This window comes from Pseudoalteromonas sp. J2K-J599 (genome assembly GCF_059295115.2).
The window spans coordinates 3,442,186-3,465,553 of sequence record NZ_CM200271.1 but is presented as its reverse complement, the minus strand read 5'-3'; the positions used below and the strand labels follow the sequence as shown (position 1 = coordinate 3,465,553).

Below are 23,368 nucleotides of genomic sequence, written 5' to 3'. Positions count from 1 at the left end.
AAAATAGCCTTAAAAACGAGTAACTTGATAATTTTTTGAACAAACAAAAAAGCGTAAACGCACAATAAAAATTGCTAATTTGACCTAAAGTTAGCAAAATTTACTAACTCTCTAAATCTAGACCAATTTAACTATTTGATTTGTAAGCTTTAATAAATTGGCATAGAGTGTGTAAGTAAATAATTATAAAATCAAACAAATACAGAGGTTAGTATGGCAGATCAAGGTTCTGGCGGTAACGTAATCGCAGCATTATGTAATATATTTTTTCCTGGTTTAGGGCAGTTAGTGCAAGGGCGTATTTTAGCGGCTATATTTTTTGCACTCGCTATTATAATAAGTTACGCACTAATTTATGTGCTTGTAGGTTTTGTACTAGTGCCTATTATTTACTTATGGTCGATTATTGACGCAGCGCGTTATAGATCGCGAAGTTAACTGCTTTAAAGTTGAATAAAATAGCGCCCTTGTGGCGCTATTTTACTTTATATGTCCTGTGGTTTGCGGGCGTTTACGTATATAATTACGCAATTAAAGATTTACAGGCAAATCCTATGGAATATCAATTTATTCGCGACCCTATTAGTGGGCTACGTATTAAAATAAGTAGTGAACACGCTATTATTGGTCGCTGGCTAAACGAAGAAATAGGCAAAGACAAAGTAGCTATGGTTCAAGCGCTTATTGCATCGGTGAGTTCAAGCTATGAGCCGCTAACGCTAAAAGGCCAAGAAATAGATTTAATATTAACCAAAGACGAAGCACTATTTGAAGCCCATGCGCTTCATCAAGACAGTGAAGACCTAATAGCGTATCAAGATGACGATTTAGCGCTTGAAGAAAATGGTTTAAGTAGTGGTTGTGGCTTTGAAGATTTCATTGATTTAATTGATTCATGGGCTGAATTTAGCGGCTCAAAGTAAACTACATATTAAGATAGTGCTGATGCGTTAAGCTTCCTTTATCTGTACTATTACACTAATCAAAAACGACAGGAATGAATATGTCTGCCAATTTAAACAAGCTAGTAGTTATGCTAGAAATGCAAAACGCCATGAACACTAAAGTACATGAGCAATGGTTTACTCAAGGATTCGAATGGTACCGCGCTATTTGGGTTGAGTGCGCTGAAATGCTGGATCATCATGGTTGGAAATGGTGGAAAAAACAAACACCAGATACTGAACAAGTTATTTTAGAGTTGGTTGATATTTTTCATTTTGGTCTATCGCTTAGAATTGACGGCAAAACTAGCTACGAAGACTTAGCAAAGCAACTTGAAGCTGAGCTTAGTAATGCTCAACAAGCGGATGACTTTAAACAAACGCTAGAAATATTAGCGGCTTCCGCCGTTGCAGATAAAACGTTTAATGCCGCTGCCTTTGCCGGCTGTATGGCGCAAATGGGTATGGATATTGATGATTTATATCGCGGCTACGTAGGTAAAAACACGTTAAACTTTTTCCGCCAAGATCATGGCTACAAAGACGGTAGCTATATTAAAGAGTGGAACGGGCAAGAAGATAACGAGCATTTAGTTGAAGTAGTTAAAAGCCTTGATACAGAACATGCAGATTTTGCAAAGTTAGTGTACCAAGGCCTTGAAGCGCGTTACCCAAAAATCTAGCCCACGTAAACTGAGTTAAATAATCTTACGATAGTCGGTAACACTCAGGTAATCGGCTATTTCGTTATGTGGTTGTTGGCTATCAGGGTTAGCAACTGCAAGTAAGTGCTCGATGCCGTATTCTCGTGCGGCATTTAATACCGGCACACTGTCATCTACAAACAAAGTGCGCTGCTTATTAAACCCTAAGTCTTTTTGTACTTGGTGCCACAAACTTTGCTGCTCTTTACTTACTCCATATTCATGAGTAGACACTACACCATCTAGGTAGTTATCAATCGCTGTATGCTCAAATTTCAGCATGACACTCTCAGGGTGGGCGTTGGTAAGTAAAATTAACTCTTTGCCTGCTTTTTTAAGCTCGGTTAAAAAATGAGGTACGTCTTCGCGCATTTTAATTAAATGCTGAGACTCTCGTTTAAGTTCCATTATAGGCAAGCTTAATTGCTGCTCCCAATAATCTAAACAATACCACTGTATTTGACCGCTCACAGCTTGATAGCGTTTTAAAATATCTGCTTTAGCTGCATCTAGGCTAATGCCTCTAGCTAATGCGTGTTGCGCAGGGATAACGTTAAGCCAAAAATGACTGTCGTAATGTAAATCGAGTAATGTTCCATCCATGTCGAGCAAAACGGTATCGATTTTTGACCAATTTAACATAGGAATTTCAACTTATAAGGTTTATTATTGAACTAACTGCCATGATAGCAAATTAACGCCAATGACACAGAAAAAGCACCCAACACCACCACAAATCCTCAGTAACAATGTTGTTGCTAAAAGTCGCCTGTTTACTGTGGAGTCTTTAGAGTTAAAGTTTTCTAATAACGAAGAGCGCCAGTATGAGCGAATTCGCGGCGGTGGCCGGGGAGCAGTGATGATTGTTCCGTTAAGTGCAGATAATGAGTTACTACTTGTACGTGAATACTGTGCGGGCACAAACAATTACCAGTTAGGTTTTCCTAAAGGCTTAATTGATCCGGGCGAAACGCCAGAGCAAGCTGCTAACAGAGAACTTAAAGAAGAAATTGGCTTTGGTGCTGAGTATTTTAAACCATTAAGAACAGTAACAATGGCGCCGAGTTACTTTAATGCCACTATGCATATTTTATTTGCTAAGCAATTATACCCACAAACCCTTATTGGCGACGAACCAGAGCCGCTAGTTGTTGTTAAGTGGCCATTAACTCAGTGGCAGTCATTATTAGACCAAGAAGATTTTACCGAAGCACGCAGTGTTGCAGCTTTGCTATTATTAGATAAGTATTTAGCGTCTGGAGCTGCCGATGAATAAATTAATCGAACCGTGCATTGAATTAGCTGAGCGTGCTGGCGATGCAATTATGGCCATTTATAAAAAAGGCGATATTGGCCAACAAGAGAAATCAGATAATACGCCTGTTACCAAAGCTGATTTAGCAGCAAATGACGTACTGGTTGCTGGATTAAAAGTCTTAGCGCCCGATATCCCAATTATGTCGGAAGAAACACCTATACCTGCACTCGCCGACAGACAGGACTGGCAGCGTTATTGGTTGCTCGATCCGATGGATGGTACTGGCGAATTTATTTTAGAAAGTGGCGACTTTGCAGTAAACATTGCATTGATTGAAAATAATCATCCTGTACTTGGCGTTATTCATTGGCCTGCAAAAGGTGTGACTTATTTTGCTACAGCTAAAAATGGTGCCTTTAAACGTGAAAACTCAATTGATAAGCAAATATCTGTAGCGCCGCCAGAGAGCTTGACGCTTGCAGTGAGCCGCCGCCAAAAAATAGAAGCGGTGAGTCAGTATTTAAATAGTCAGTTTACAACGATTGCTATTGGTTCGTGTTCTTTAAAAGCCTGTACTGTTGCAGAGGGCAAAGCAGATTGTTTTTTAAGAATTGGTCCAACGGGAGAGTGGGATACAGGTGCTTCACAAGTTATTGTTGAAGAAGCCGGTGGTTGTATTACCGACGCAGAATTTAACCCGCTAACGTACAACCAACGCGAGAGTACTGAGAACCCTGACTTTATAGTAATGGGACATCCAGACTGGGAATGGCAAAAAATGATTAATCCACATCAAAGATTGAGCGCAGAGTAGTAATTTGGTTGCTTTTTGTTCGGTTGAACAACTTTAATTAGTTTAGGTCTTGCATTAAATGTTTATTCCTATATAGTAGCGCTCTCTTCAAGGCAGGCTCGTAAATATTACGAAAATGTTTTAAAGAAATTACAGGCGCGGGATGGAGCAGTCTGGTAGCTCGTCGGGCTCATAACCCGAAGGTCGTCGGTTCAAATCCGGCTCCCGCAACCAATTTCCTTAGGGATTGAGGTTACTGTAAACTCTAACTTAAGAGATAAAATAAAGTAGTCGATAGACTTAAAATATACAGGCGCGGGATGGAGCAGTCTGGTAGCTCGTCGGGCTCATAACCCGAAGGTCGTCGGTTCAAATCCGGCTCCCGCAACCAATTCTTTAATTGGAAGCCAAGTTGTAATGTAAGCAACTTTAAACAAGTCTACAAATTTCAGGCGCGGGATGGAGCAGTCTGGTAGCTCGTCGGGCTCATAACCCGAAGGTCGTCGGTTCAAATCCGGCTCCCGCAACCACTGAAATAAATAAGAATGAAACGGCACGCTTAAAGCGTGTTTTTTTATGTCTAAAATTTGATGAGTGTGGTGAGATCATCTTCACTGCATGAGGCATTCACTTCTCATAAGCGCAAGCTCCCGCCCCCTGAGATACACATTTAAAATGTTATAAACTTCTTAAAATAAATCGTTATTACTTAAAACCTTGTTTGGTTTGTGTTAAAACGGCACAAATATTTTTAGGTTGTTACAAATATGACTGAACTTTACCACTGGTTTGATTTAATAGGCATTGCGGTGTTTGCTGTATCGGGCACATTGCTAGCGTACGAGAAAAAAATGGATGGCTTTGGGGTCGTAGTTTTAGCGACAGTAACTGCTATTGGTGGTGGTACAGTGCGAGATCTAATTTTAGATGTTCCTGTATTTTGGTTACACGATCAAAGTTACTTTTTTGCCATACTCGCTTCAGTATTTGTTACAACACGCCTTATAAATAAACAAAAGCCGATACCTCATTATATTTTACAAACAGCGGATGCGTTCGGGTTAGCTTTTTTTGCAGTAATGGGGGCGCAAAAAGCACAGTTTGTTGGTATGCCCGATATGACTGCGGTAATTATGGCTGTAATTACAGGCTGCTTTGGTGGATTAATTCGAGATGTGCTTGCACGCGAGATCCCTATGCTATTAAAGGGTGAGCTTTACGCTATTACCTGTATAGCGGGTGGTACTGTATATACGCTTGGCATTAGTTTTTCGTTAGCAACCGAAATGGCGATGGTATTAGGCATGTTAATGACCTTATTACTTCGTTTAGCCGCTATAAAATGGCAAATCACATTACACGTTTTTAAATATCCTGACTAAACTGGTGTAATCACACCATTTACTAGGATAAGGAATGTCGTTAGCTCGTATATTTTCTCGTGCTCAAGTGGGCATAAATGCCCCTGAAGTTATTGTAGAAGTTCACCTAGGAAATGGTTTACCTGCTTTTCATATTGTAGGTCTGCCCGAAGCGTCTGTTAAAGAGTCGAAAGACAGGGTGCGTAGCGCACTCGAAAACTCACAATTTGGTTTTCCCGATCAACGAATAACCGTAAATTTAGCCCCAGCCGACTTACCAAAAGATGGTGGGCGGTTTGATCTGGCTATTGCGGTGGGTATTTTAGTCGCCTCTGGGCAAATAGTGTGTCCTGATATTCATAAGTACGAGTTTTATGGTGAGCTTGCTCTTAATGGTGAGGTGCGTGGTGTAAACGCTATTTTACCTTCGGTACTTGCTGCTAAAGAGCAAGATCGCTGCTGCTTTTTACCTCTTGCAAACGACAGCCTAGCAAGCTTAGTTAATGGCGTTAAACGCAAAGCCGTAAGCTCTATTCAAGAAGTATGGGGCGACCTACTTAATCAACAACCCTTGCCATTAAATATAGAGTACCCCGACTGCACTCAAGCCCCTGATTTTTTACTCGATTTAAGCGATGTGAAAGGTCAGCCTGGTGCCAAGCGAGTATTAGAAATAGCCGCAGCTGGCGGGCATAATTTATTATTTTTAGGCCCTCCTGGCACTGGTAAATCGATGCTGGCCCAGCGAATGGCTACAATTATGCCTACTATGTCGGACGATGAAGCTATTTCGACTGCTGCGCTTTACTCTATTATTGGGCAATCTATAGATTTAACTAATTGGCGACAGCGACCATTTCGTAACCCGCATCATACGTGCTCAGCTGTTGCTTTGGTGGGGGGCTCTTCAAATCCCAAGCCTGGTGAAATTTCGCTGGCACACAACGGTGTGCTCTTCTTAGATGAGTTGCCAGAGTTTGAGCGTAAGGTGCTTGATTCACTGCGTGAACCAATGGAGACCGGCACAGTAACTATTTCACGTGCAGCTAGGCAAATGGAGTTCCCAGCGCAGTTTCAGCTTATTACAGCATTAAACCCAAGCCCAACGGGGAGCCATACTGATAAGCGGGCAACTCCTGACCAAGTTATGCGTTATTTATCACGCGTGTCGGGGCCTTTTATTGACCGTATTGATTTGCAAATAGAACTACCTCGTTTAACGAGTGTTGAGCTACAAAGTACCAAACCAGAGGAAACCAGTGCTGAGGTTAGAGCAAGAGTTGAGGCTGCTTATTATGTGCAGCTAAAACGCCAAGGTAAGGTTAATGCGAGACTTAATAATAAAGAAATGAGTGTGCACTGTGAACTTGCGCCTGCAGAGTTGCAATTTTTAGCTAGAGCAAGCGAGAAGTTATCTTTATCGCCACGCTCTTATCATAGAGTAATTAAGGTGGCGCGTACAATTAGTGATTTAAAAGGCGCTGAAAACATTAGTTTAAATGAGCTTAAAGAAGCACTTAATTACCGCGCATTTGAGCGCCTTATTGCGCAATTAACTAAGTATTAAATAGAAAGCATATAGCCTTTACCGCGTACGGTAACGATGCGTTTTTGGTCTTTTTCGTCATTTAATTTTTTACGTAAACGACCAATAAGCACATCAACAGTACGATCGTTTGGACTCCAATCGGGCTGGCCTATTTCTTCTGATATTTTTTCACGGGATGTGGCTTTACCTGCATTACTAATTAAGCAAATAAGCACTTTATGTTCGGCTTCAGTTAAGCGTGACTCAACGCCCGCAGCAGTAATTAATGTGCGGTTATCAGGATGAAGCTTAAAGTCAGCATATTCTATAAACTCTTCGCTTTCGTCGTCTTCTAGGTTAACGGCAACACGCTTATAGAGCGCGCGCATGCGAAGCTCTAACTCAAGTAAATCGACGGGCTTACAAATATAGTCATCAGCACCTTGTGCAAGGCCAGCAATACGATCGGCTTGGGAGTCACGACTCGATAATACAATAACGCCAATATCGGTCAGTGTGTTTAATTCTTTTGCGAGCTGAAGCCCGTCGCGCTTTGGTAAGACAATGTCAATTATGGCTAATGATATAGCACCGCGCAGGTTTACCCGCTGCCTTACAATGTTAAGTGCATCAGCGCCAGTTGGGTCTACCTCTATTGTAAACTCGGTATCTGCAAAGTGATTTTGGATGCGTTTAACGAGTAGTTCATCGTCTTCAACCAATAAAACATTAATAGCCATAGTACTTTATTTTGAATGCTTATAGCTCTGTATGGTAGCACCAATAGGTAAATGCTGAGAAGGGGGTTTATTAGTTTTAAGTAACTTAATATTTCAAAGGGGTATAAGACGTTATTAGAGGATGAGGTTAGCACCTTTAAACTAATTAAAAGGTGCTAAATAATTAATTCTACTATTAATAAATCTATATTAAGTCGTTATTTTAAAGGTTCAGGCTCAGTCATTTTTATACATTGAGTCCCACCATTGAGGCTCGTTTTTTAGCTTTTTATCAAAGTATGCGAGCATGGTGTTCCACCAATCAAATCGTTTATCGCGTGCAAAAATTTGATGGTCGGCGCCTTTGTATTCGACTAACTCTACGTCCTTATTAAGCAGTTTAAGCGCAGTGTACATTGTTAAGCTTTCGCCAAAAGGTACATTGGTATCGCTATCACCATGAAGAAGTAGCATAGGTGTTGTTACTTTGTTGGCATGAAATACAGGGCTATGTTGGCTGTAAAGCTCAGGGTTATTCCACGGGAAGCTATTTTTTGATGCTTCGCCAGAATATAAGTAGCCCCACCAACCTTCACCCCAATACGAGGTAATATTAGAAATACCCGCATGAGCTATTGAAGCACTAAATATATCGGTTTTAGTTGCTAATAACATGGTCATGAAGCCACCGTACGATGCCCCTAAGTTACCTACTTTTTTACTATCAACATAGTTGTATTTATTTAAAAAGGCTTGCGTGCCTTCGATAATATCGTCTGCGGTGTAGTCGCCCCAGGCATTAACATGCTGCGCTGAAAAATTTTGTCCAAACCCTGTTGCACCAGTAGGTTGCACTACATAAACAACATAGCCATTTTCTGCCCATAAGTTAAACGGGTAACGACCTGTAAAACCACGCGTAACTGGTGAAGTACCGCCGTAGTAATACACGAGCGCTGGGTGCTTTTTAGTTTTATCTAAATTGCTTGGAATGTAAACACGGCCCGTTATCTCAACCCCATGTTTATTTTTAAAATTAAACTCTTCTAATGTAGGGAGTCGTGTATTTGCATAGCTACTTGGTTTTGAATCCCATATTAAATCTGTTTTATTTTTACTTACGTTCAGGCGCTTTAGTTGTTGTGGCGCTAAAGCGTTAGTGCCACTTAATAAAATATCGGTATTACGGTCGTGTGAGTAACTAAATTGTTCAACAATATCCAATCCCGTATTTAACTTTTTAAAGCGCTGTTTACTCAAATCAAATAGGTAAAGTGGTTGAGTGTCTTGCTCTGTTACTTTAATGAGCGCATCGCCGTTTTCTAAAACGTGCAGTTGGGCAATAGCGGGGTCGAATTGTTTACTGAGTGCTTTTACGTTTTTACCGCTTTCAGTAAGTAGGTAAAGTTGCCCGTCGTAGTTATTAGCAAGCATTGCTTTTGGTAGTGCTCTGCCTGCGCCATTTTTAAAGTCCGGGCCTGCAACTACATAAATATCTTTATTTGCGTATTTGGCTAAATTAAACGTTTTGAATTTACCAAGCGATGAAAGCTTGTTTGATTTTAAATCGAGTTCAACTAACTCTGTTTCTGGGTGAGTTGATGCCTGCATTGCCATTACAGGGCGGCTCATTAATACTTTGCCACGGTTACTATTTGAATCTTCAAGGTTGTAAGAAAGAGGACCTTGGCTAAGTGCTTTTGTTAAACCACTTTTAGTATCAAGCATATAAATTTGGCTGATGGAACGTGCATACGACCACCGATCTTGCAGACCTTTATAGTGCTTGGTTAAGCTGTTAGTGCTCTCAGGTGATTTAGACCAGCTAAACAAAAGACTGGTGTCGTTATAAAAGGTAAAGCCATTAGCTCCTTCTAAATCGTTTGCTAATGTTTTTATTGAGAAGTTTTTACGGTTAAGTTGTTTAAGCTCACCATTTAACAAATACACTAAATATTGGTTATCTGGACTCCAAATAATGTTACTTGGTTGGCCTGCTTCAAAGCGATAAAGCGTTTGATTGTCTGAATCTTTAAGTACAGTAACTGTATTTGCTTGATTTTGTGTTTTATCACTATAAGTGCGAGTGGTAGTAACGTACTGCTTGGCATTAGGTGCGAGTGATAATTGGCTAATTATAGGAGCATCAAACAGTTGTTTTGCAGATAAACGTTTTATGTGTGAAGTGCTAAGCGTAATTTTATCAACCTCGCTTTTAGGTGCAAAATCAAGCGTTACATCGTGCCAATTAGCTACTTGCTGGGCTACTATTAAAACAGTGTGAGTACTATTATTTAAAGCTAGCTTATAGCTATTTTTATCGCCTGTTTGTAGTTCGCCATTAATAAATAACTGACCTTGCTCAATCCCTTTTAAGGTAAGCGTACCTTGCGTAAAGCGGGTTGTTTCAATATTAAATTTTAGTGCCTGTAACCCACCTAAAGTGAGCGCATTGATTTTATTAAACGGTTGCCAGTTTTGTTTTTTCCCAAATACAGAAAAACTATCTGTGTCTACTTGTAGTTGTGGCAATAGGTTGTTAATAATCGCACTGCCATGAGGTGTCTGAAAAGGCTTTAACTGCATATCTTCGGCAAGTGGGCCGATAAACTGAATTTTTGATTTATCCAGTGGTGCAGCTATTGCAGCAAAGCTTAAGCTGCTAAGTGTTAAAAGAGCTGCTGCGTACTTAAATAGCTTATTTTGATGACACCATGGTGCGCTAAATTTCATTATTATGCCTATTATTATTGGAAGTTTGGCCAAATATAGCATGTATTGTTACCATGCTCACATATCCAATATAGAGGAGAGAAAGTGACTTTACTGATAGTTTATATGGTAGTGGCGATTGTTATTTCGTTTTTATGTTCTGTGATGGAGGCTGTGTTATTAAGTATTTCGCCCAGCTATGTTGCATCACTTAGAAAAAAACACCCTGAGCTTGCTAAACAGCTCGAAAAGCTTAAAAACAATATAGATCAGCCTTTAGCTGCTATTTTAACTTTAAATACAGTTGCCCATACTGCAGGTGCAGCGGGAGTTGGCGCACAAGCGGCTGTCGTTTTTTCCGATGCGGCTGTAGGTATTGCATCAGCCATTATGACATTTCTCGTATTAATTCTTTCTGAAATTATACCTAAAACCTTGGGGGCTAATTACTGGCGAGCTTTAACCCCAAGTGTTACCTACGCTTTGCGGTTTTTAGTTATATCGCTAAAGCCTTTTGTATGGTTTGCTCAAAAGCTAACAAATTTAATGGGTCCAAAGCACGATGAGGCCTACTATATTCGTCAAGAGATAGAGGCAATGGCAGATATAGGCACGGAGTCGGGAGCATTACATCAAGATGAATCTGATATTATCCGTAATTTGTTGCATTTTAAGCATGCAAAATTATGCGACTTAATGACGCCGCGAACTGTTATTTTCAAAATCCATAAAGATTTAACAGTTAATCAGTATTTAAATGAACATGGATCGTCATCGTTTTCTAGAGTGTTGGTATTTGATAAAGATGCCGATGATATCGTTGGGTTTGTGCATAAAAACGATATTATGCTGGCATTTCACCGCTTAGGCACCGATTACAAAATTAGCAAATTGATTAAGCCTATTTATACGGTACCAACTTCTCAGAATGTATCGTCGTTACTGCAAACACTTTTAACAAAGCGCACACATATATGCTTAGTTGTTGATGAGTATGGTGACGTGCAGGGAATTGTAACGTTAGAGGATATGATTGAAGCTTTAATGGGACTGGAGATTGTAGATGAGCGTGACCAATCTACTAATATGCGCGCAGTAGCAAGGCAGCGTTGGCACAAACGCTTAGCAAGTAGTGCACATATAGTTAGTGAAGAAGATAAACACACTCGGGGTGATAATTAGCTAACAGGCCCCGAGTAAATATTAGTATCGCTTTAAGCGGGGCTGCCATCAGTTTTTAGCCAATCTTTAGCCCAAGATATAAATTCGTCTTGTGGTTTAGGGCGACTAAATAAAAAACCTTGTATGGCTAGGTTTCTTCTATAGTGCCTTAAATAATCGAGCTCCTCTGGGCGTTCAACACCCTCTGCCACTAAATCTAAATTATCTTTACTCGTAATATTAAATAACGAACTTACAACCACTTGAGAAAATAAATCTGTTTCTATATGGCTAATGAGTGAACGGTCTATTTTAATTTCAGTAAAAGGAAGGTTTCGAAGCTGGTTCATATTAGTAAAGCCAACACCAAAGTCGTCTAGCGATATACCAAAGCCATGCATTCTTAATCTATTTAGTGTTTCTAATTGCATGAGGCTTGAGAGTGCATGTTGTTCTGTTATTTCTATAATTATATTACTAGGCGTGAGTTGGTTTAATTCTAAAATAAGTAGTAATTTATTAGGGCAGTTTAGGTCATCGAGCTGGGTTGGCGATAAGTTAAAGGCCATTTTAAAATCATGACCTAGTTGTGCTGTCATATTTTTGAATTCGCTGGTGGCCTTTTCAAAAAGAGAAAATGTAATTTGATTAATTAAGTTGTGTTGTTCGGCAGTATTTATAAAACGGCAAGGTAAAATAATATTGTCGTCTTTACTTGATAAAATACGCGCTAACACTTCAACGCTTTCAATTTTATTGTTATCAGCGTTTATTTTTGGTTGGTAAAAAGGCGTTATTTCATCGTTTTTTAATGCATCAATAAGCTCATCTTTTGAAATGGCTGGCTCTTTTAATAAAGTGTGGCTGTTTAATTGCGCCACTTTAATAAGTAACCTACTAACCTGAGACAGTTGAACTGGCTTTGGAATATTACCTATGAGGTGAGCGTTATGTTGTTTCGCGAGATTGGCAGCTAAGCTAATAACTTTATGGTCCATTTCAGAAACAATTATTATACCGCCTTGATAATGTAGCTCTCCTAAGTGGCGGATTAATTCCATGCCGTCCATTTCGGGCATATTGAGATCAGTAAAAATAGCATCAAAGTAGTTGATATCCTTTTTAACTTTTTCAAGCGCTTCTTTTGCATTTAGGCACGTAGTTATAGTGTTGGATATACCCAATTCGTTAAGTATAGCTTCCATAACGATCAAAATTGCTTTTGAATCGTCAACAACTAAAATATTAGGCACTATCTTCTTCACTGTTATCCCTTTCAATGTATCGCTTGGAGTTACTATAAAAGTAGTAGTGTTTTTTTATTTTGTCAGTATCAAATGCTTTTATTTTGAAAATAGTTACCTAGCACCTTCCCTCGTGTTTTTAAGCTGATGAGGTATACTAGCGCCATTGTTTTAAACGGTCTTAATTATGATAAGAATAGATCTTACTTTAGCCGAGCAACCATTTTCGCTTATGGTGTCTGGGCAAAAAATTGTGCAGGTATTTCATGCGCAACAAGCCATTACCTTTGATAACCCTCGTGAAAACTACTATCAGTTTACTTACGACAGCAAAAAAATAGGCATCGATACAGGGGCAGTCGAAGAGCAAAGCATTTCGCTTTTTGTAGATGATCAATTTGCAACACAACTAGCGCTACCAGCACCTACAAATGGCTCACCTAAAAAAGGCTTTTTAGGGCTAGCTGCATTAGGTTTTAAGCTTTTTAAAAGCGCTAAGGTAATTAAAGTAGTGCTTGCAGGGGCTTCTGTTGCAGGCTATGCGTGGTTATTTAGTATTGAATTTGCACTAATGCTAATTGGTTGCTTAGTGGTACACGAATACGGCCATGTGCGAGCAATGAAATACTTTGGCATAAAAACCAAAGGTATTTACTTAATCCCGTTTGTTGGTGGGCTTGCTGTAAGTGACGATAAAATAACGACTCGTTGGCAAGATGTCGTTATATCATTAATGGGGCCTGCATTTGGTTTAATTACCTCGGTGTTGGGTGTCGTTTTATATTACGCCACCGAGATGGAAATATTTGCAGGTGTGGCGGTTCTTAGTGCGTTATTAAATTTATTTAACTTATTACCAATTTTGCCGCTTGATGGCGGGCATGTATTAAAAAGTATTAGCTTTTCAATGCGTTCATGGATTGGCCTAAGTGTATGTTTACTCGGTGTACTGTTTGGTTTATGGCTGAGCTACACATTTGGCTTAATGTTACTGGTATTCTTTTTGTTTGTAGGTTCGCTGGAAATTGTATTTGAATGGCGAGGCCGACATTACTCGCATTTAATGCCACTAGATAAATATGGCCAAGGTTTTTCAGCAGTTATGTATGCAATTGTAGTAGCTGGGCATGTAGCTGTAATGATGCACTTTGCCGATTCAGAAAATCCAATATTGAGCCTGCCGATGACTATTTTATCGAGCTAGTATTTTTATTTTTCCAACAACATAAGTTAGTTTTTTGCATTAATATTTTGTTTTTTAACTTTCTATGTTGATTTATTGTTAATTGAATTCTAGTGTAATATAAATTAGAACAATCTTAGCGAATCAACTGGATGTTATTTAGAAAGGAAGCTGTCGCTCAGCAAAGTGAGCGTTTAACTGGCGTGATTACGCTAGCACAACCATTATCAATAAAGCTTACCGTATTTGTTTTGGTATGTATTGCGATTGTAGTTATAAGCTTCTTATTTACAGCAGAATATTCCCGCAAGGAAACAGTACGGGGGTTTTTAATACCCAATAAAGGGATAATCCAAAGCTTTGCTAGTCAAGGTGGTATGATTGAGCAGCTATTTGTACGAGAGGGTGATGCCGTTACTAAAGGTCAGCCGTTGGCGACCATTATTGTGCAGCAAAATAACAGCCAAGGCATAGCCTTGAGTACCCAGCTTGTTGAGCAGCTAAGTATGCAAATACAGTTGCTTAATGACGAAATAACACAAAGCCATACCCTACAAAAGCAAGAATCACTTAACTTGCAAGCGCAAAAACATGCACTTACTAATGAGCAAGTTGCATTACAAAGTCAACTTGCTCTGGCTGATGAAAAACTCGCACTACTTAACCGCCAACAAAGCAACCTAAATCAACTTAATAAAAATGGCTTTTTATCAAACATCGAGCGAGAGCAACAGCAGCAAGCCCTGTTAGATGCTAAGCAAGAAAAACAAAACCTAGCACGCTTGCTGATGCAGCAAGAAAACCAATTAAGCCAACTTAGTTTTAATATTGCCAACGTACCACAACAATATATGTTGCGTATAAATAGCCTTAAACGCCAACAAGCGGATATTAAAAACCAGCTCACACAAATTAAAAGTAACTATCAATATACCATAACAGCCAGTAACAGCGGTGTTGTTACTGGCATTCAAGTGGTTGAAGGCGAAACACTTACCCAAGCCAAACCACTGTTGCATATTATTCCCGAAGGATCAGAGCTAGTAGCAGAGTTACTGCTACCAACACGTTCAGCAGGCTTTATACAGCTAGGTAACGATACGCGCCTGCGTTTTGATGCTTTCCCTTACCAACGCTTTGGTTTTATTAACAGTAAAATTAGCCGTATCGACAAGGCGCTCATTACTCCAAATGAAATACGCCTGCCTATTACCCTGCAAGAGCCAGTGTACCGTTTGCGAGCGACACTCAGCCAGCAGCAAATGCAGGCTTATGGTAAAGCATTTGAGCTAAAAAGCGGCATGCTGTTTGAAGCAGATATTATGCTAGAGCAGCGCACACTGATTGAATGGTTACTTGAGCCACTGTACAGCCTTAAAGGGCGAGTGAGTTAATCGCGAGGTGTGGGATGTAGGTCGGAATTTATTCCGATAAGAAATAAAAATTCATCTGTTTAATTTGTTGTAATCAGCAATATTAAGCAGAGAATAGCGTGGCTGACTTTAGTCAAACTTTAGCGAGTAGCTAAAGCCAGCCTATTAACCGCTCACCTTAATTGTAAGGTAGAGCATATTAACAACCCGACGACTTAACTAAAAAGTGTCGGATTTATGGAGTATAACATTATGCGCGAATTAAACGTAAATGAAATTCAAGAAGTGAATGGTGGAGTTGATCAAAGCACAGCAGTGGGTGGCAACCTAGGTATTATTGCAATAGGCGTCGGAGTTTTAGCAGCAGGAGCAACTGCTCCTGTATGGTTTGGGATAGGTATGATTGCCGTTAGTGTATCTCTGACTGCCTCATACATCATGGAAAATTAGTCAATAATAGAGGGCATGTAAGCTCATGCTCTCTAATTTTATAGAATAAAATGGAGCGAACAGTATGAATCATAGATGGAAAAACACTAAAGGTGATTGGGTAAATAAAGTAGGTACTAGTAATAGCTTTTTTGTGTCAGGTTTTTTTATAGGGTTATCTGCGGGTATATTTGTAGGAATGCTAATCTAATGTTTTCAGAAGTAAGGCAGAAATGAAATCAATCGCATTAATAACATTTGTTTTGAGTGTGTTTTTCATTTTCATCAAAAATTCAAGTGATAACTATCTGATATTTATATTTACTTGTATATTCTTAGCATTAGAAAAGCAGATTGAAAAGAATAAAAGTATTAGTACTATTGTTTTTATTATCTTATGTGTGTTTTTAGCTAATTTAATGTATCAAATAGTGAAGTTGTTTCCATTATAGCTTAGCTGCTCAATTCGTGATTTAACTTAGGATAGTGTTTTGGATTTAAACTTTAGCCTGAAAAATAGCATACCCCTCATTCTCCAATCCGAAATAGCTGAATGCGGCCTTGCTTCTATGGCTATGGTGGCGTGTTATCACGGCCATCAGTTGGATATGCCTGCCATGCGCAAGCGCTTTTCGGCTAATTTAAAGGGGATGAACTTACAACAGCTGATTGAGTTGGGTGATAACTTGGGGCTCGCCAGTCGTGCATTACAATGCCCGCTTGATGAAGTTCATAAACTGCAAACGCCGTGTATATTGCATTGGGATATGAATCATTTTGTGGTATTGACCAAAGTCTCTGGTAAAGGATCTTCAGGTAAGTTTGCAATTAATGACCCTGCTGTGGGTAAACGCAGTTTAAATAGTGATGAATTCAGTAAGCACTTTACCGGTATTTGTTTAGAGCTCACGCCAACGAGTAAGTTTGAAGCTAAACAAGAAAAAGCGCAGATGAAGTTTACCCAACTTTGGAGCACCATGAAGGGCTTAAAGGCGGGATTACTAAAACTGATAGCATTATCACTTGTATTACAGTTGTTTGCCTTGATGACCCCTTATTATATGCAGTGGGTGGTGGATGAAGTACTCATTAGTTTTGATGAATCGTTATTAACGGTGCTTGCTATGGGTTTTGCGCTGATTGCTATTATTTCGGTGGTGACTAATGCGGTACGAAGTTGGCTAATTTTACGTCTTTCCAGCCTTTTGAATATGCAAATGGGTGTGAACTTACTCCGGCACTTATTGCGGCTACCGATGAATTATTTTGAGTCGCGCCATGTCGGCGATATTGTGTCGCGCTTTGGCTCATTAGCGCAAATACGTGAGCGTATTACCACGGGGTTTGTAGAAACACTGGTCGATGGCGTGATGGCTATTACCGTATTGATTATGATGCTAATTTATTCGCTAAAGCTCACTGCAATAGTTGTAGGTGCAATTGTGCTTTACACCTTAGTACGTTTAGCGCTGTATCGTCCACTACATCAAGCCACCGAAGAAATGATTCAATCATCTGCCAAAGAGCAATCGAACTTTTTAGAAAATATTCGGGGTATGCAAACTATAAAATTGTTTGGTAATGAATCGCAGCGCCAAGGTATTTGGCAAAACCGTTATGCTGAAGTCATTAATAGTGAAATCCGTTTAGGGCGTTTAAACATTAGCTTTGATTCATTTAATAAACTGTTATTTGGCCTTGAAAATGTATTGGTGATTTACTTTGCTGCATTGCTAGTTATGAGCAATAGCTTGTCTGTTGGTATGGTACTGGCGTTTATTGCTTATAAAAACCAGTTAACCAGCCGCTTTGCCAACTTAATTGAGCAAATTATTCAATTCAAAATGATGCGCTTACACTTAGACCGTATTGCAGATATAGCACTCACGAAACAAGAAGCTAATCGTGACGGTGAAATGGCATATACAGGTGATGACGAAGGTAAAGCAAAAGGTCAGCTTACCCTTGAGAATATTTGCTTTAGTTACAGTGAAGAGCAAGCGCCTATTTTAAATAATGTTAATTTAACGCTGAATACCGGTGACTCGATTGCGATTACAGGGCCATCTGGCGCGGGTAAAACTACGCTAATGAAAATTATGCTGGGGTTATTACAGCCGACCTCGGGTAAAGTGCTGCTGGATGGTAAAGATATCACCCAGCTTGGCCTTAAAAACTATCGCAAACAAATAGCTGCAGTAATGCAGGATGACACATTGTTAGCTGGCTCAATCGCTGATAACATCAGCTTTTTTGACCCACAGCCCAATTACTTAAAAATAGAGCAATGTGCCCGACATGCGGCTATTCATGATGATATTACTAAAATGACTATGGGTTATAACTCATTAGTAGGTGATATGGGATCAAACTTATCGGGCGGGCAGGTACAGCGGCTATTATTAGCGCGAGCGTTGTATCAATCGCCCTGCTTGTTGTTTATGGATGAAGCGACTAGTCATTTAGACAAAGGCAACGAAGCCAAAATAAGTGAACAAATTCAGCACTTACCCATCACACGGATTATGATTGCTCATCGCCAAGAAACTATTAATATGGCTGGCAAAGTCTATCATTTAAATGCAGGTGAATTAGTGGACTTAGGTCAGCAAGGTGAGAGTGCTTAAAGCAATGAAGGCGTGCGTATATTGCACGCCTTTGCACAATGCTTGCAGTTAATAAAAGCTCAATACCAGCGATATAAAAACCCCAGTTACAAATAGCTGCACAACACAAAACCCCATAATATCTTTTGCTTTTAAGCCTGCGATAGCAAGGACGGGTAATGCCCAAAAAGGTTGAATTAGGTTAGTCCACGCATCACCCCATGCAACAGCCATTGCAACGCGAGATATATCGGCACCTAGCTCTTGTGCTGCGGGTATAACAATAGGCGCTTGTACTGCCCATTGGCCGCCGCCAGAGGGTACAAACATATTAACGAGTCCTGCACTTATAAAACTAAAAAATGGCAAGCTATCAGCATCTGCAACGGCAATAAAGCCACGTGATATCTGTTGTGCTAATCCGCTATCAACCATTACCGCCATAATGCCAGCATAAAAAGGAAATTGAATAACAATGCCAGCCCCGCTTGGAATTGCTTGTTGCAGACTGTTAAGTAAATTATGGGGTGTTTGATGCAGCGTAATAGCTAAAAACAAAAATACGGCAATAACGCTATTAAGGTTTAAGTTTCCGCCAGTAATAAAGAAGTAATAGCCTAAATATGCCAAACCTAATAAGCCAATTGTCATACCGAGTAGTTTACTTTGTTCCAAATGTCGGGCAGGTCTGGTTATTGTTGTGGGCTTAGGTGTTGTCTCTTGTAAAAGAGCTGGGTCGATATATACGCTTTCTTGCTCGCTTGGCAGCATATAGCGATTAACGAGCGGCATAATAATGAATAAACCAACTAATATGGCTATATTAAAGCCCGCAAATAAAGTGTGCTCTGTACTAATAATACCAATGCTGGCCTCTGAAAAGTGACCATCGGTTGCGATAGTTAAAGGAATCGAACCCGCTAATCCGCCATGCCATACAACAAAACCTGAGTAAGCGCTGGCTACTAATAATCGATAATCAACACGAGTATGTTTAGCAATTGCTTTGGCAAAAAGGGCACCAATAACTAAGCCAAATCCCCAATTTATCCAGCTCGCTAAAAGCGAAATAAGCGTTACCAATATAATTGCTTTGGGGGCGGTGCTTGCAAATGTTGCTAGTTTTTCTAATAACTTACTTATAGGTGGCGTACTTGCCAACATATAGCCTGTAATTAACACTAGTAGCATTTGCATAGCAAAACTTAATAAGTTCCAAAACCCACCTCCCCACGCTTGTAATACTTCAATATTAGTTGCGGTTGTAAATAAGCTCGCACTGACAAGGGTAATTATTGTAAGTAAAATTACAAATATAAAAGGGTCGGGAAGATAACGCTCTACAATTTTAGTAAAAGGGCGGGCTATTTTATTAAGCATAAGCACAACTGTTTTGGTTATTATTTTAACGCTAATTAATCATGAAAAATCACCATTGGCAAACAGCATTTAGTCTAATATTTGCGGTTAAAAGCTTAAACATTGCTTAAAAGCATCGCTTACAGTAACGTACTGTTTATAGATAATTTACTAACGAAGACTTTGTATTATGCCGGTGATATTTAAAAGGCTAGCGTTACTTGTTCGCGCTCATATAGATCAGTTGAGTTGGCAAGCAGTGGCATTAGCTATTTTGACTCATATGCTATTAACATGGAGCTTACTATTTATAGCGAATGAGAAAGCGTTAACCTCGCTTACTACCTTTTTTTACTATTACACAGTAACAACATCAACAGTGGGATATGGTGACTTTAGCCCAACTACTGATCTTGGTCGTTGGGTGGTTGCATTAATACAAATTCCATTTGGTTTAGCTTTATTTGGTGTTTTGCTAGGAAAAGCAGGACAAACTGTTACTTACTTAATTAGGCGCGCTATGACTGGTGATAAAAACTTTGCTCACAGTAACCACCATATTATTATTTTTGGTTGGCACGACACTCGTACAAAAAAGATGATTGATTACATTTTGGCAGATACGAAACGTACTGACCGTCGTATATTACTCGCGGTAACAGAGCAAATGGATCATCCTTTTTTAGCTAACGAAAGCGTTGATTTTGCACGTTTAACGAGCTTCACTAATTTAGCTGAGCTAGAGCGGGTTGCTATTCGTAGTGCTGATAAGGTGATTATTGATGGTCAAGATGACGATCAGACATTTACAACAGCCCTGCGCATTAGTCGCTTAGTAAAAGATGATTGCCATATAAGCGCTCACTTTTTAGATGAAACCAAAGTTGAGATGATGTTAGAGCATTGCCAAAATGTAGAGTGTAGTAGTGCAAAATCAGCTGAGATACTCGTACGCTCAATGCAAGATCCAGGTTCGAGCCGTGTGCAAGAGGAGCTGCTATCTACTTTGCACGGCGATACACAATTTAGTTTGAAAATACCAAGCGGCTGCAAAGATATGGAGTTTGGTACTTTGTTTCATCATTTTAAGCTTGAGCATGATGCAATACTGTTGGGTGTTGCTCATAATTTAAGTGCGCAAAATATGGATTTAAACCCACCATTAGATTACAAAGTAAGTGAAGGCGATATTTTGCACTATATATCGGTAGATCGAGTATTAAGTAGTGAAGTAGACTGGTCGAGCCTAGAAAAATAATGAATGAAGTTGTATTTTTAATTGTTGTTTTAAGTGCTTATATATTACCTGTCGTTATTGTACTCAACAGTAAGCGTACACAGGGTCATGAAAAGAATGGCTGGCTAATGGGAATAATTATATTTTCTTGGTTAGGGTTAATGATGTACTTTGCCATTGTGCCCAAGTATGGGCACAAAAAGAAAAAGGCCAAATAGAGTAGTTGGCCTTTACAGCCGCTTTTACTGGCGTTGTTACTCTTCTAGTTGCTTAATTTTATGCTCAATTAAAGGATCGTCAGGTACAAGTTGTTGAGCAACTTCTAATAACTGAATGGCATCATTAGGATGCTCATCTTGATGCTTAAGGGCAACATCTATTAATGGCTGAATATCAATTTTTGCCTGATGTTCCTGTACGTGAACTTCTTTTTCATCAATCAAAATATTATGAGCTTTGCTTAATAGTGTTTGACGGTGAGCTGAGTTTACATTCGCTTTATTAAGGCTTTTGTAATAATCCTCTTTAAAGCGTAAGGTTTTAGTTTGCAGACGAAATTGCGCAATATCAATTCGCTGGTGCTGGATAAAATCTACGGCTACTTGCTTATAAAATCCAAACTTATTCAAATATGTGGCATGCGTGCCATGTCCCATACCAAATACTCGTAAGTGAGTTAACTGCTTATAGCGCTTAGCGTGCATTCGGTCTATACGATTAGTAGGATCGTAAATAATATAGCCTTGGGCATCTCCTAAATCTAGATCGTGATAATCTTGCTGCCAATCAAACTGCTGAGCTATATCGGTACTAGAGCGGTCATCCCACGGTACTAATTCTTTATTTTTAGTACTTACCGGATGGAAGAACAACACTTGGTTTAGTTTTAATAGTTTAGCAAAAGCGCCAACAGCAAATCCGCCACGACTTAAACCATAGCCAAGTCGACAATTAAACGGCGTAAGTAATGTTGATAATTGCTCGAGAAAAAAGATTAAATTACGATTACGAAACCAATTACTTTTACCTAAATGCTGAAAAGCGATTACGTTTACGTTTTGTTTTTGAGCTAAGTGATAACCCCATGGTGCAAAATCAGGGTGAAGATCTTGCTCTTGCACGTTGGTGCCAGCAGGGGAGAAGGTAAAAAGCAGGGGTTTATTAACGTCAACAAAATCATACTTAACAAATACATCGCCGAGTAAATCATTACCCGTCATGGGTAATCGAGTTTGTTGCTCATTGCGCGGGAGAGTTAACCATTCATCTAACCAATACAGTAATTTCATTAATCCTCCAGCTATAAGTCAATATAGATCATATCAAACTCAATGAAATTAGGTCAAACCGATAGGATATTACTGCGTCATTTTGATTATTTCATCCCAGTCATTTTTAGTAACAGGCATTATTGATAGTCGTCCGCCCTTTTTAAGTGCGATTTCAGTAATATTGTCATTGGCTTTAATATCTTTAAGGCTAATTAATTTTTTTAAATGGCTTTGATAAGTAACCTCAACAACAACCCAACGTGGTTTGTCGCTGGTGGCTTTTGCATCGTAATAGTCGCTGCTTAAATCAAATTGAGTGGGGTCTGGGTAGGCTTCTTTGGTAACCTCGGCAATGCCGGCTACGCCCACGTGTTTGCAGCTTGAATGATAAATCATTACTGAATCACCGACTTTGACGTCGTCACGCATAAAATTTCGTGCTTGGTAATTACGCACACCTTCCCAAAGAGTCGTTTGTTTTGGTGCGTTTTTTAAGTCATCTAATGAAAACGCATCGGGTTCAGTTTTAAATAGCCAGTAAGCCATAACAGTATTCCTAACAAATATTTACTTCCCACTATTGTATAGTATCATTTGGACACTAGGGTAATGAGGAAGAAATAATGAGCCAAGTATTAGATGATTTATTGTCGTTGTTAACACTTGAAGAAATTGAGCAAGGTTTATATCGAGGACAAAGCCAAGATTTAGGCTTTGGTGCTGTATTTGGTGGTCAAGTAATGGGGCAGGCGCTTTCTGCTGCCAAAGAAACTCTACCTGAAGGGCGAATAGTTCATTCATTACATTCTTACTTTTTACGCCCAGGCGATCCGGCTAAACCCATTGTTTATGACGTTGAAACTATTCGTGATGGAAAGAGCTTTAGTACGCGCCGAGTCAAAGCAATTCAGTACGGTAAACCTATTTTTTATATGACCGCGTCATTTCAGGGTGAAGAAAATGGGTTATCGCATCAAGCGACAATGCCTGATGTTCCCGCACCTGAAGAATTACGTTCATCGCTTGAGTTTTACCAAGATAACGCTTCACATATCCCAGAGGTTATCCGTAATAAGTTTACCCGTGAAATGCCAATTGAAATGCGACCGGTTACTTTTCATAACCCGTTTAAACCAGAAGTTATGGAGCCGGTAAAGCATATTTGGTTTAAAGCTAATGGTGAAATGCCGGACGATCAGCGTATCCATAATTACTTATTAGCGTATGCGTCTGATTTTGAGTTTTTACCAACTGCATTACAACCTCATGGTGTATCGTTTATGCAGCCAAATATGCAAGTAGCTACGATTGATCATGCAATGTGGTTTCATCGTCCATTTAGAATGGATGATTGGATTTTGTATTCAATTGATAGTCCAAGTGCGAGTAATGGGTGTGGTTTGGTACGGGGGCAGTTTTTTGATCGCCAAGGCAACTTGGTTGCCTCAACAATGCAAGAAGGGGTTATGCGTCAACGCTAACCCCT

General features: G+C 39.5%; 23 protein-coding genes and 3 tRNA genes. 19 read left to right on the top strand and 7 right to left on the bottom strand.

Annotation, left to right across the window (positions count from 1 at the left end; genetic code table 11):
- The first annotated feature begins 213 nt into the window (after window positions 1–213).
- From AC5NT5_RS15670 to AC5NT5_RS15660, 3 genes are all read left to right on the top strand, one after another.
- Entirely contained in the window at window positions 214–438 is a 225-nt protein-coding gene (locus AC5NT5_RS15670) for a hypothetical protein (protein ID WP_002963009.1), read from the top strand.
- A gap of 116 nt (window positions 439–554) precedes the next feature.
- Window positions 555–923, top strand: a complete 369-nt coding sequence (locus tag AC5NT5_RS15665) for a YacL family protein (RefSeq protein WP_002963010.1) — start codon at window positions 555–557, stop codon at window positions 921–923.
- A gap of 80 nt (window positions 924–1,003) precedes the next feature.
- Window positions 1,004–1,627, top strand: coding sequence for a dUTP diphosphatase (locus tag AC5NT5_RS15660; protein ID WP_002963012.1), 624 nt, complete (start codon window positions 1,004–1,006; stop codon window positions 1,625–1,627).
- 15 nt (window positions 1,628–1,642) lie between these two features.
- Here the strand turns inward: AC5NT5_RS15660 and yrfG are convergent, their stop codons facing one another.
- On the bottom strand, window positions 1,643–2,290 hold the full coding sequence (yrfG, locus tag AC5NT5_RS15655; RefSeq protein WP_007378908.1) for a GMP/IMP nucleotidase: 648 nt from the start codon (window positions 2,288–2,290) through the stop codon (window positions 1,643–1,645).
- A 61-nt stretch (window positions 2,291–2,351) separates the two neighbouring features.
- On the opposite strand from yrfG, the gene nudE reads away from it, so the two are divergent.
- From nudE to AC5NT5_RS15620, 7 genes are all read left to right on the top strand, one after another.
- Complete coding sequence (gene nudE, locus AC5NT5_RS15650; RefSeq protein ID WP_154903622.1) at window positions 2,352–2,924, top strand: ADP compounds hydrolase NudE; 573 nt, start codon at window positions 2,352–2,354, stop codon at window positions 2,922–2,924.
- A complete protein-coding gene (gene cysQ / locus AC5NT5_RS15645) occupies window positions 2,917–3,720 on the top strand; it encodes a 3'(2'),5'-bisphosphate nucleotidase CysQ (RefSeq protein ID WP_166376355.1) in 804 nt (267 codons plus the stop codon). Before nudE ends, cysQ begins: the two co-directional genes overlap by 8 nt.
- A gap of 136 nt (window positions 3,721–3,856) precedes the next feature.
- Window positions 3,857–3,933: transfer RNA gene (locus AC5NT5_RS15640), tRNA-Met, on the top strand.
- Between the two features lie 80 nt (window positions 3,934–4,013).
- Window positions 4,014–4,090, top strand: a tRNA-Met gene (locus AC5NT5_RS15635).
- Between the two features lie 62 nt (window positions 4,091–4,152).
- Window positions 4,153–4,229: transfer RNA gene (locus tag AC5NT5_RS15630), tRNA-Met, on the top strand.
- A 237-nt stretch (window positions 4,230–4,466) separates the two neighbouring features.
- Window positions 4,467–5,081, top strand: a complete 615-nt coding sequence (locus AC5NT5_RS15625; protein WP_182673040.1) for a trimeric intracellular cation channel family protein — start codon at window positions 4,467–4,469, stop codon at window positions 5,079–5,081.
- 34 nt (window positions 5,082–5,115) lie between these two features.
- Window positions 5,116–6,627 carry a YifB family Mg chelatase-like AAA ATPase gene (locus tag AC5NT5_RS15620; RefSeq protein WP_002957914.1) on the top strand — a complete coding sequence of 504 codons (1,512 nt, stop codon included), beginning with the start codon at window positions 5,116–5,118 and terminating at the stop codon, window positions 6,625–6,627.
- Here the strand turns inward: AC5NT5_RS15620 and AC5NT5_RS15615 are convergent.
- Both AC5NT5_RS15615 and AC5NT5_RS15610 read right to left on the bottom strand, forming a co-directional pair.
- Window positions 6,624–7,328, bottom strand: a complete 705-nt coding sequence (locus tag AC5NT5_RS15615) for a response regulator transcription factor (RefSeq protein ID WP_002957913.1) — start codon at window positions 7,326–7,328, stop codon at window positions 6,624–6,626. The two genes, AC5NT5_RS15620 and AC5NT5_RS15615, sit on opposite strands and share 4 nt — an antisense overlap.
- A gap of 216 nt (window positions 7,329–7,544) precedes the next feature.
- Window positions 7,545–10,040: an alpha/beta hydrolase family protein gene (locus AC5NT5_RS15610; RefSeq protein WP_494513832.1), complete on the bottom strand. Its 2,496-nt coding sequence runs from the start codon at window positions 10,038–10,040 to the stop codon at window positions 7,545–7,547.
- An 84-nt stretch (window positions 10,041–10,124) separates the two neighbouring features.
- On the opposite strand from AC5NT5_RS15610, the gene AC5NT5_RS15605 reads away from it, so the two are divergent.
- Complete coding sequence (locus AC5NT5_RS15605; protein WP_002957910.1) at window positions 10,125–11,201, top strand: hemolysin family protein; 1,077 nt, start codon at window positions 10,125–10,127, stop codon at window positions 11,199–11,201.
- A gap of 32 nt (window positions 11,202–11,233) precedes the next feature.
- On the opposite strand, the gene AC5NT5_RS15600 is transcribed toward AC5NT5_RS15605, so the two are convergent.
- The gene (locus AC5NT5_RS15600; protein WP_494513833.1) at window positions 11,234–12,445 is read right to left on the bottom strand and encodes an EAL domain-containing response regulator; all 1,212 of its coding nucleotides are present in this window, start codon (window positions 12,443–12,445) and stop codon (window positions 11,234–11,236) included.
- A gap of 166 nt (window positions 12,446–12,611) precedes the next feature.
- Between AC5NT5_RS15600 and AC5NT5_RS15595 the strand changes: the two genes are divergently transcribed.
- The 5 genes from AC5NT5_RS15595 (at window position 12,612) to AC5NT5_RS15575 (ending at window position 18,036) form a co-directional block, all read left to right on the top strand.
- On the top strand, window positions 12,612–13,628 hold the full coding sequence (locus AC5NT5_RS15595; RefSeq protein ID WP_494513834.1) for a metalloprotease: 1,017 nt from the start codon (window positions 12,612–12,614) through the stop codon (window positions 13,626–13,628).
- A 131-nt stretch (window positions 13,629–13,759) separates the two neighbouring features.
- A complete protein-coding gene (locus AC5NT5_RS15590; RefSeq protein ID WP_182673035.1) occupies window positions 13,760–15,001 on the top strand; it encodes a beta-barrel domain-containing protein in 1,242 nt (413 codons plus the stop codon).
- Window positions 15,002–15,232: 231 nt separating this feature from the next.
- A complete protein-coding gene (locus tag AC5NT5_RS15585; RefSeq protein WP_182673034.1) occupies window positions 15,233–15,430 on the top strand; it encodes a hypothetical protein in 198 nt (65 codons plus the stop codon).
- A 64-nt stretch (window positions 15,431–15,494) separates the two neighbouring features.
- Window positions 15,495–15,620 (top strand): hypothetical protein, encoded by a 126-nt coding sequence (locus AC5NT5_RS15580; protein ID WP_259397798.1) that lies wholly within the window; start codon window positions 15,495–15,497, stop codon window positions 15,618–15,620.
- A 280-nt stretch (window positions 15,621–15,900) separates the two neighbouring features.
- A complete protein-coding gene (locus tag AC5NT5_RS15575) occupies window positions 15,901–18,036 on the top strand; it encodes a peptidase domain-containing ABC transporter (RefSeq protein ID WP_494513835.1) in 2,136 nt (711 codons plus the stop codon).
- 48 nt (window positions 18,037–18,084) lie between these two features.
- On the opposite strand, the gene AC5NT5_RS15570 is transcribed toward AC5NT5_RS15575, so the two are convergent.
- Window positions 18,085–19,395: a short-chain fatty acid transporter gene (locus tag AC5NT5_RS15570; RefSeq protein ID WP_494513836.1), complete on the bottom strand. Its 1,311-nt coding sequence runs from the start codon at window positions 19,393–19,395 to the stop codon at window positions 18,085–18,087.
- A 169-nt stretch (window positions 19,396–19,564) separates the two neighbouring features.
- Here AC5NT5_RS15570 and AC5NT5_RS15565 point away from each other — a divergent pair, with 169 nt between their 5' ends.
- Both AC5NT5_RS15565 and AC5NT5_RS15560 read left to right on the top strand, forming a co-directional pair.
- Window positions 19,565–20,632, top strand: coding sequence for a potassium channel family protein (locus tag AC5NT5_RS15565; protein WP_024597278.1), 1,068 nt, complete (start codon window positions 19,565–19,567; stop codon window positions 20,630–20,632).
- On the top strand, window positions 20,632–20,829 hold the full coding sequence (locus AC5NT5_RS15560; RefSeq protein ID WP_002957905.1) for a PLDc N-terminal domain-containing protein: 198 nt from the start codon (window positions 20,632–20,634) through the stop codon (window positions 20,827–20,829). Before AC5NT5_RS15565 ends, AC5NT5_RS15560 begins: the two co-directional genes overlap by 1 nt.
- Before the next feature lie 36 nt (window positions 20,830–20,865).
- Here the strand turns inward: AC5NT5_RS15560 and AC5NT5_RS15555 are convergent, their stop codons facing one another.
- Together AC5NT5_RS15555 and AC5NT5_RS15550 are read right to left on the bottom strand one after the other, a co-directional pair.
- A complete protein-coding gene (locus AC5NT5_RS15555) occupies window positions 20,866–21,900 on the bottom strand; it encodes a cytosolic protein (protein WP_494513837.1) in 1,035 nt (344 codons plus the stop codon).
- Window positions 21,901–21,969: 69 nt separating this feature from the next.
- Window positions 21,970–22,428 carry an EVE domain-containing protein gene (locus AC5NT5_RS15550; protein WP_188161970.1) on the bottom strand — a complete coding sequence of 153 codons (459 nt, stop codon included), beginning with the start codon at window positions 22,426–22,428 and terminating at the stop codon, window positions 21,970–21,972.
- A 77-nt stretch (window positions 22,429–22,505) separates the two neighbouring features.
- On the opposite strand from AC5NT5_RS15550, the gene tesB reads away from it, so the two are divergent.
- On the top strand, window positions 22,506–23,363 hold the full coding sequence (gene tesB / locus AC5NT5_RS15545) for an acyl-CoA thioesterase II (RefSeq protein WP_002957902.1): 858 nt from the start codon (window positions 22,506–22,508) through the stop codon (window positions 23,361–23,363).
- Window positions 23,364–23,368 lie beyond the last annotated feature (5 nt).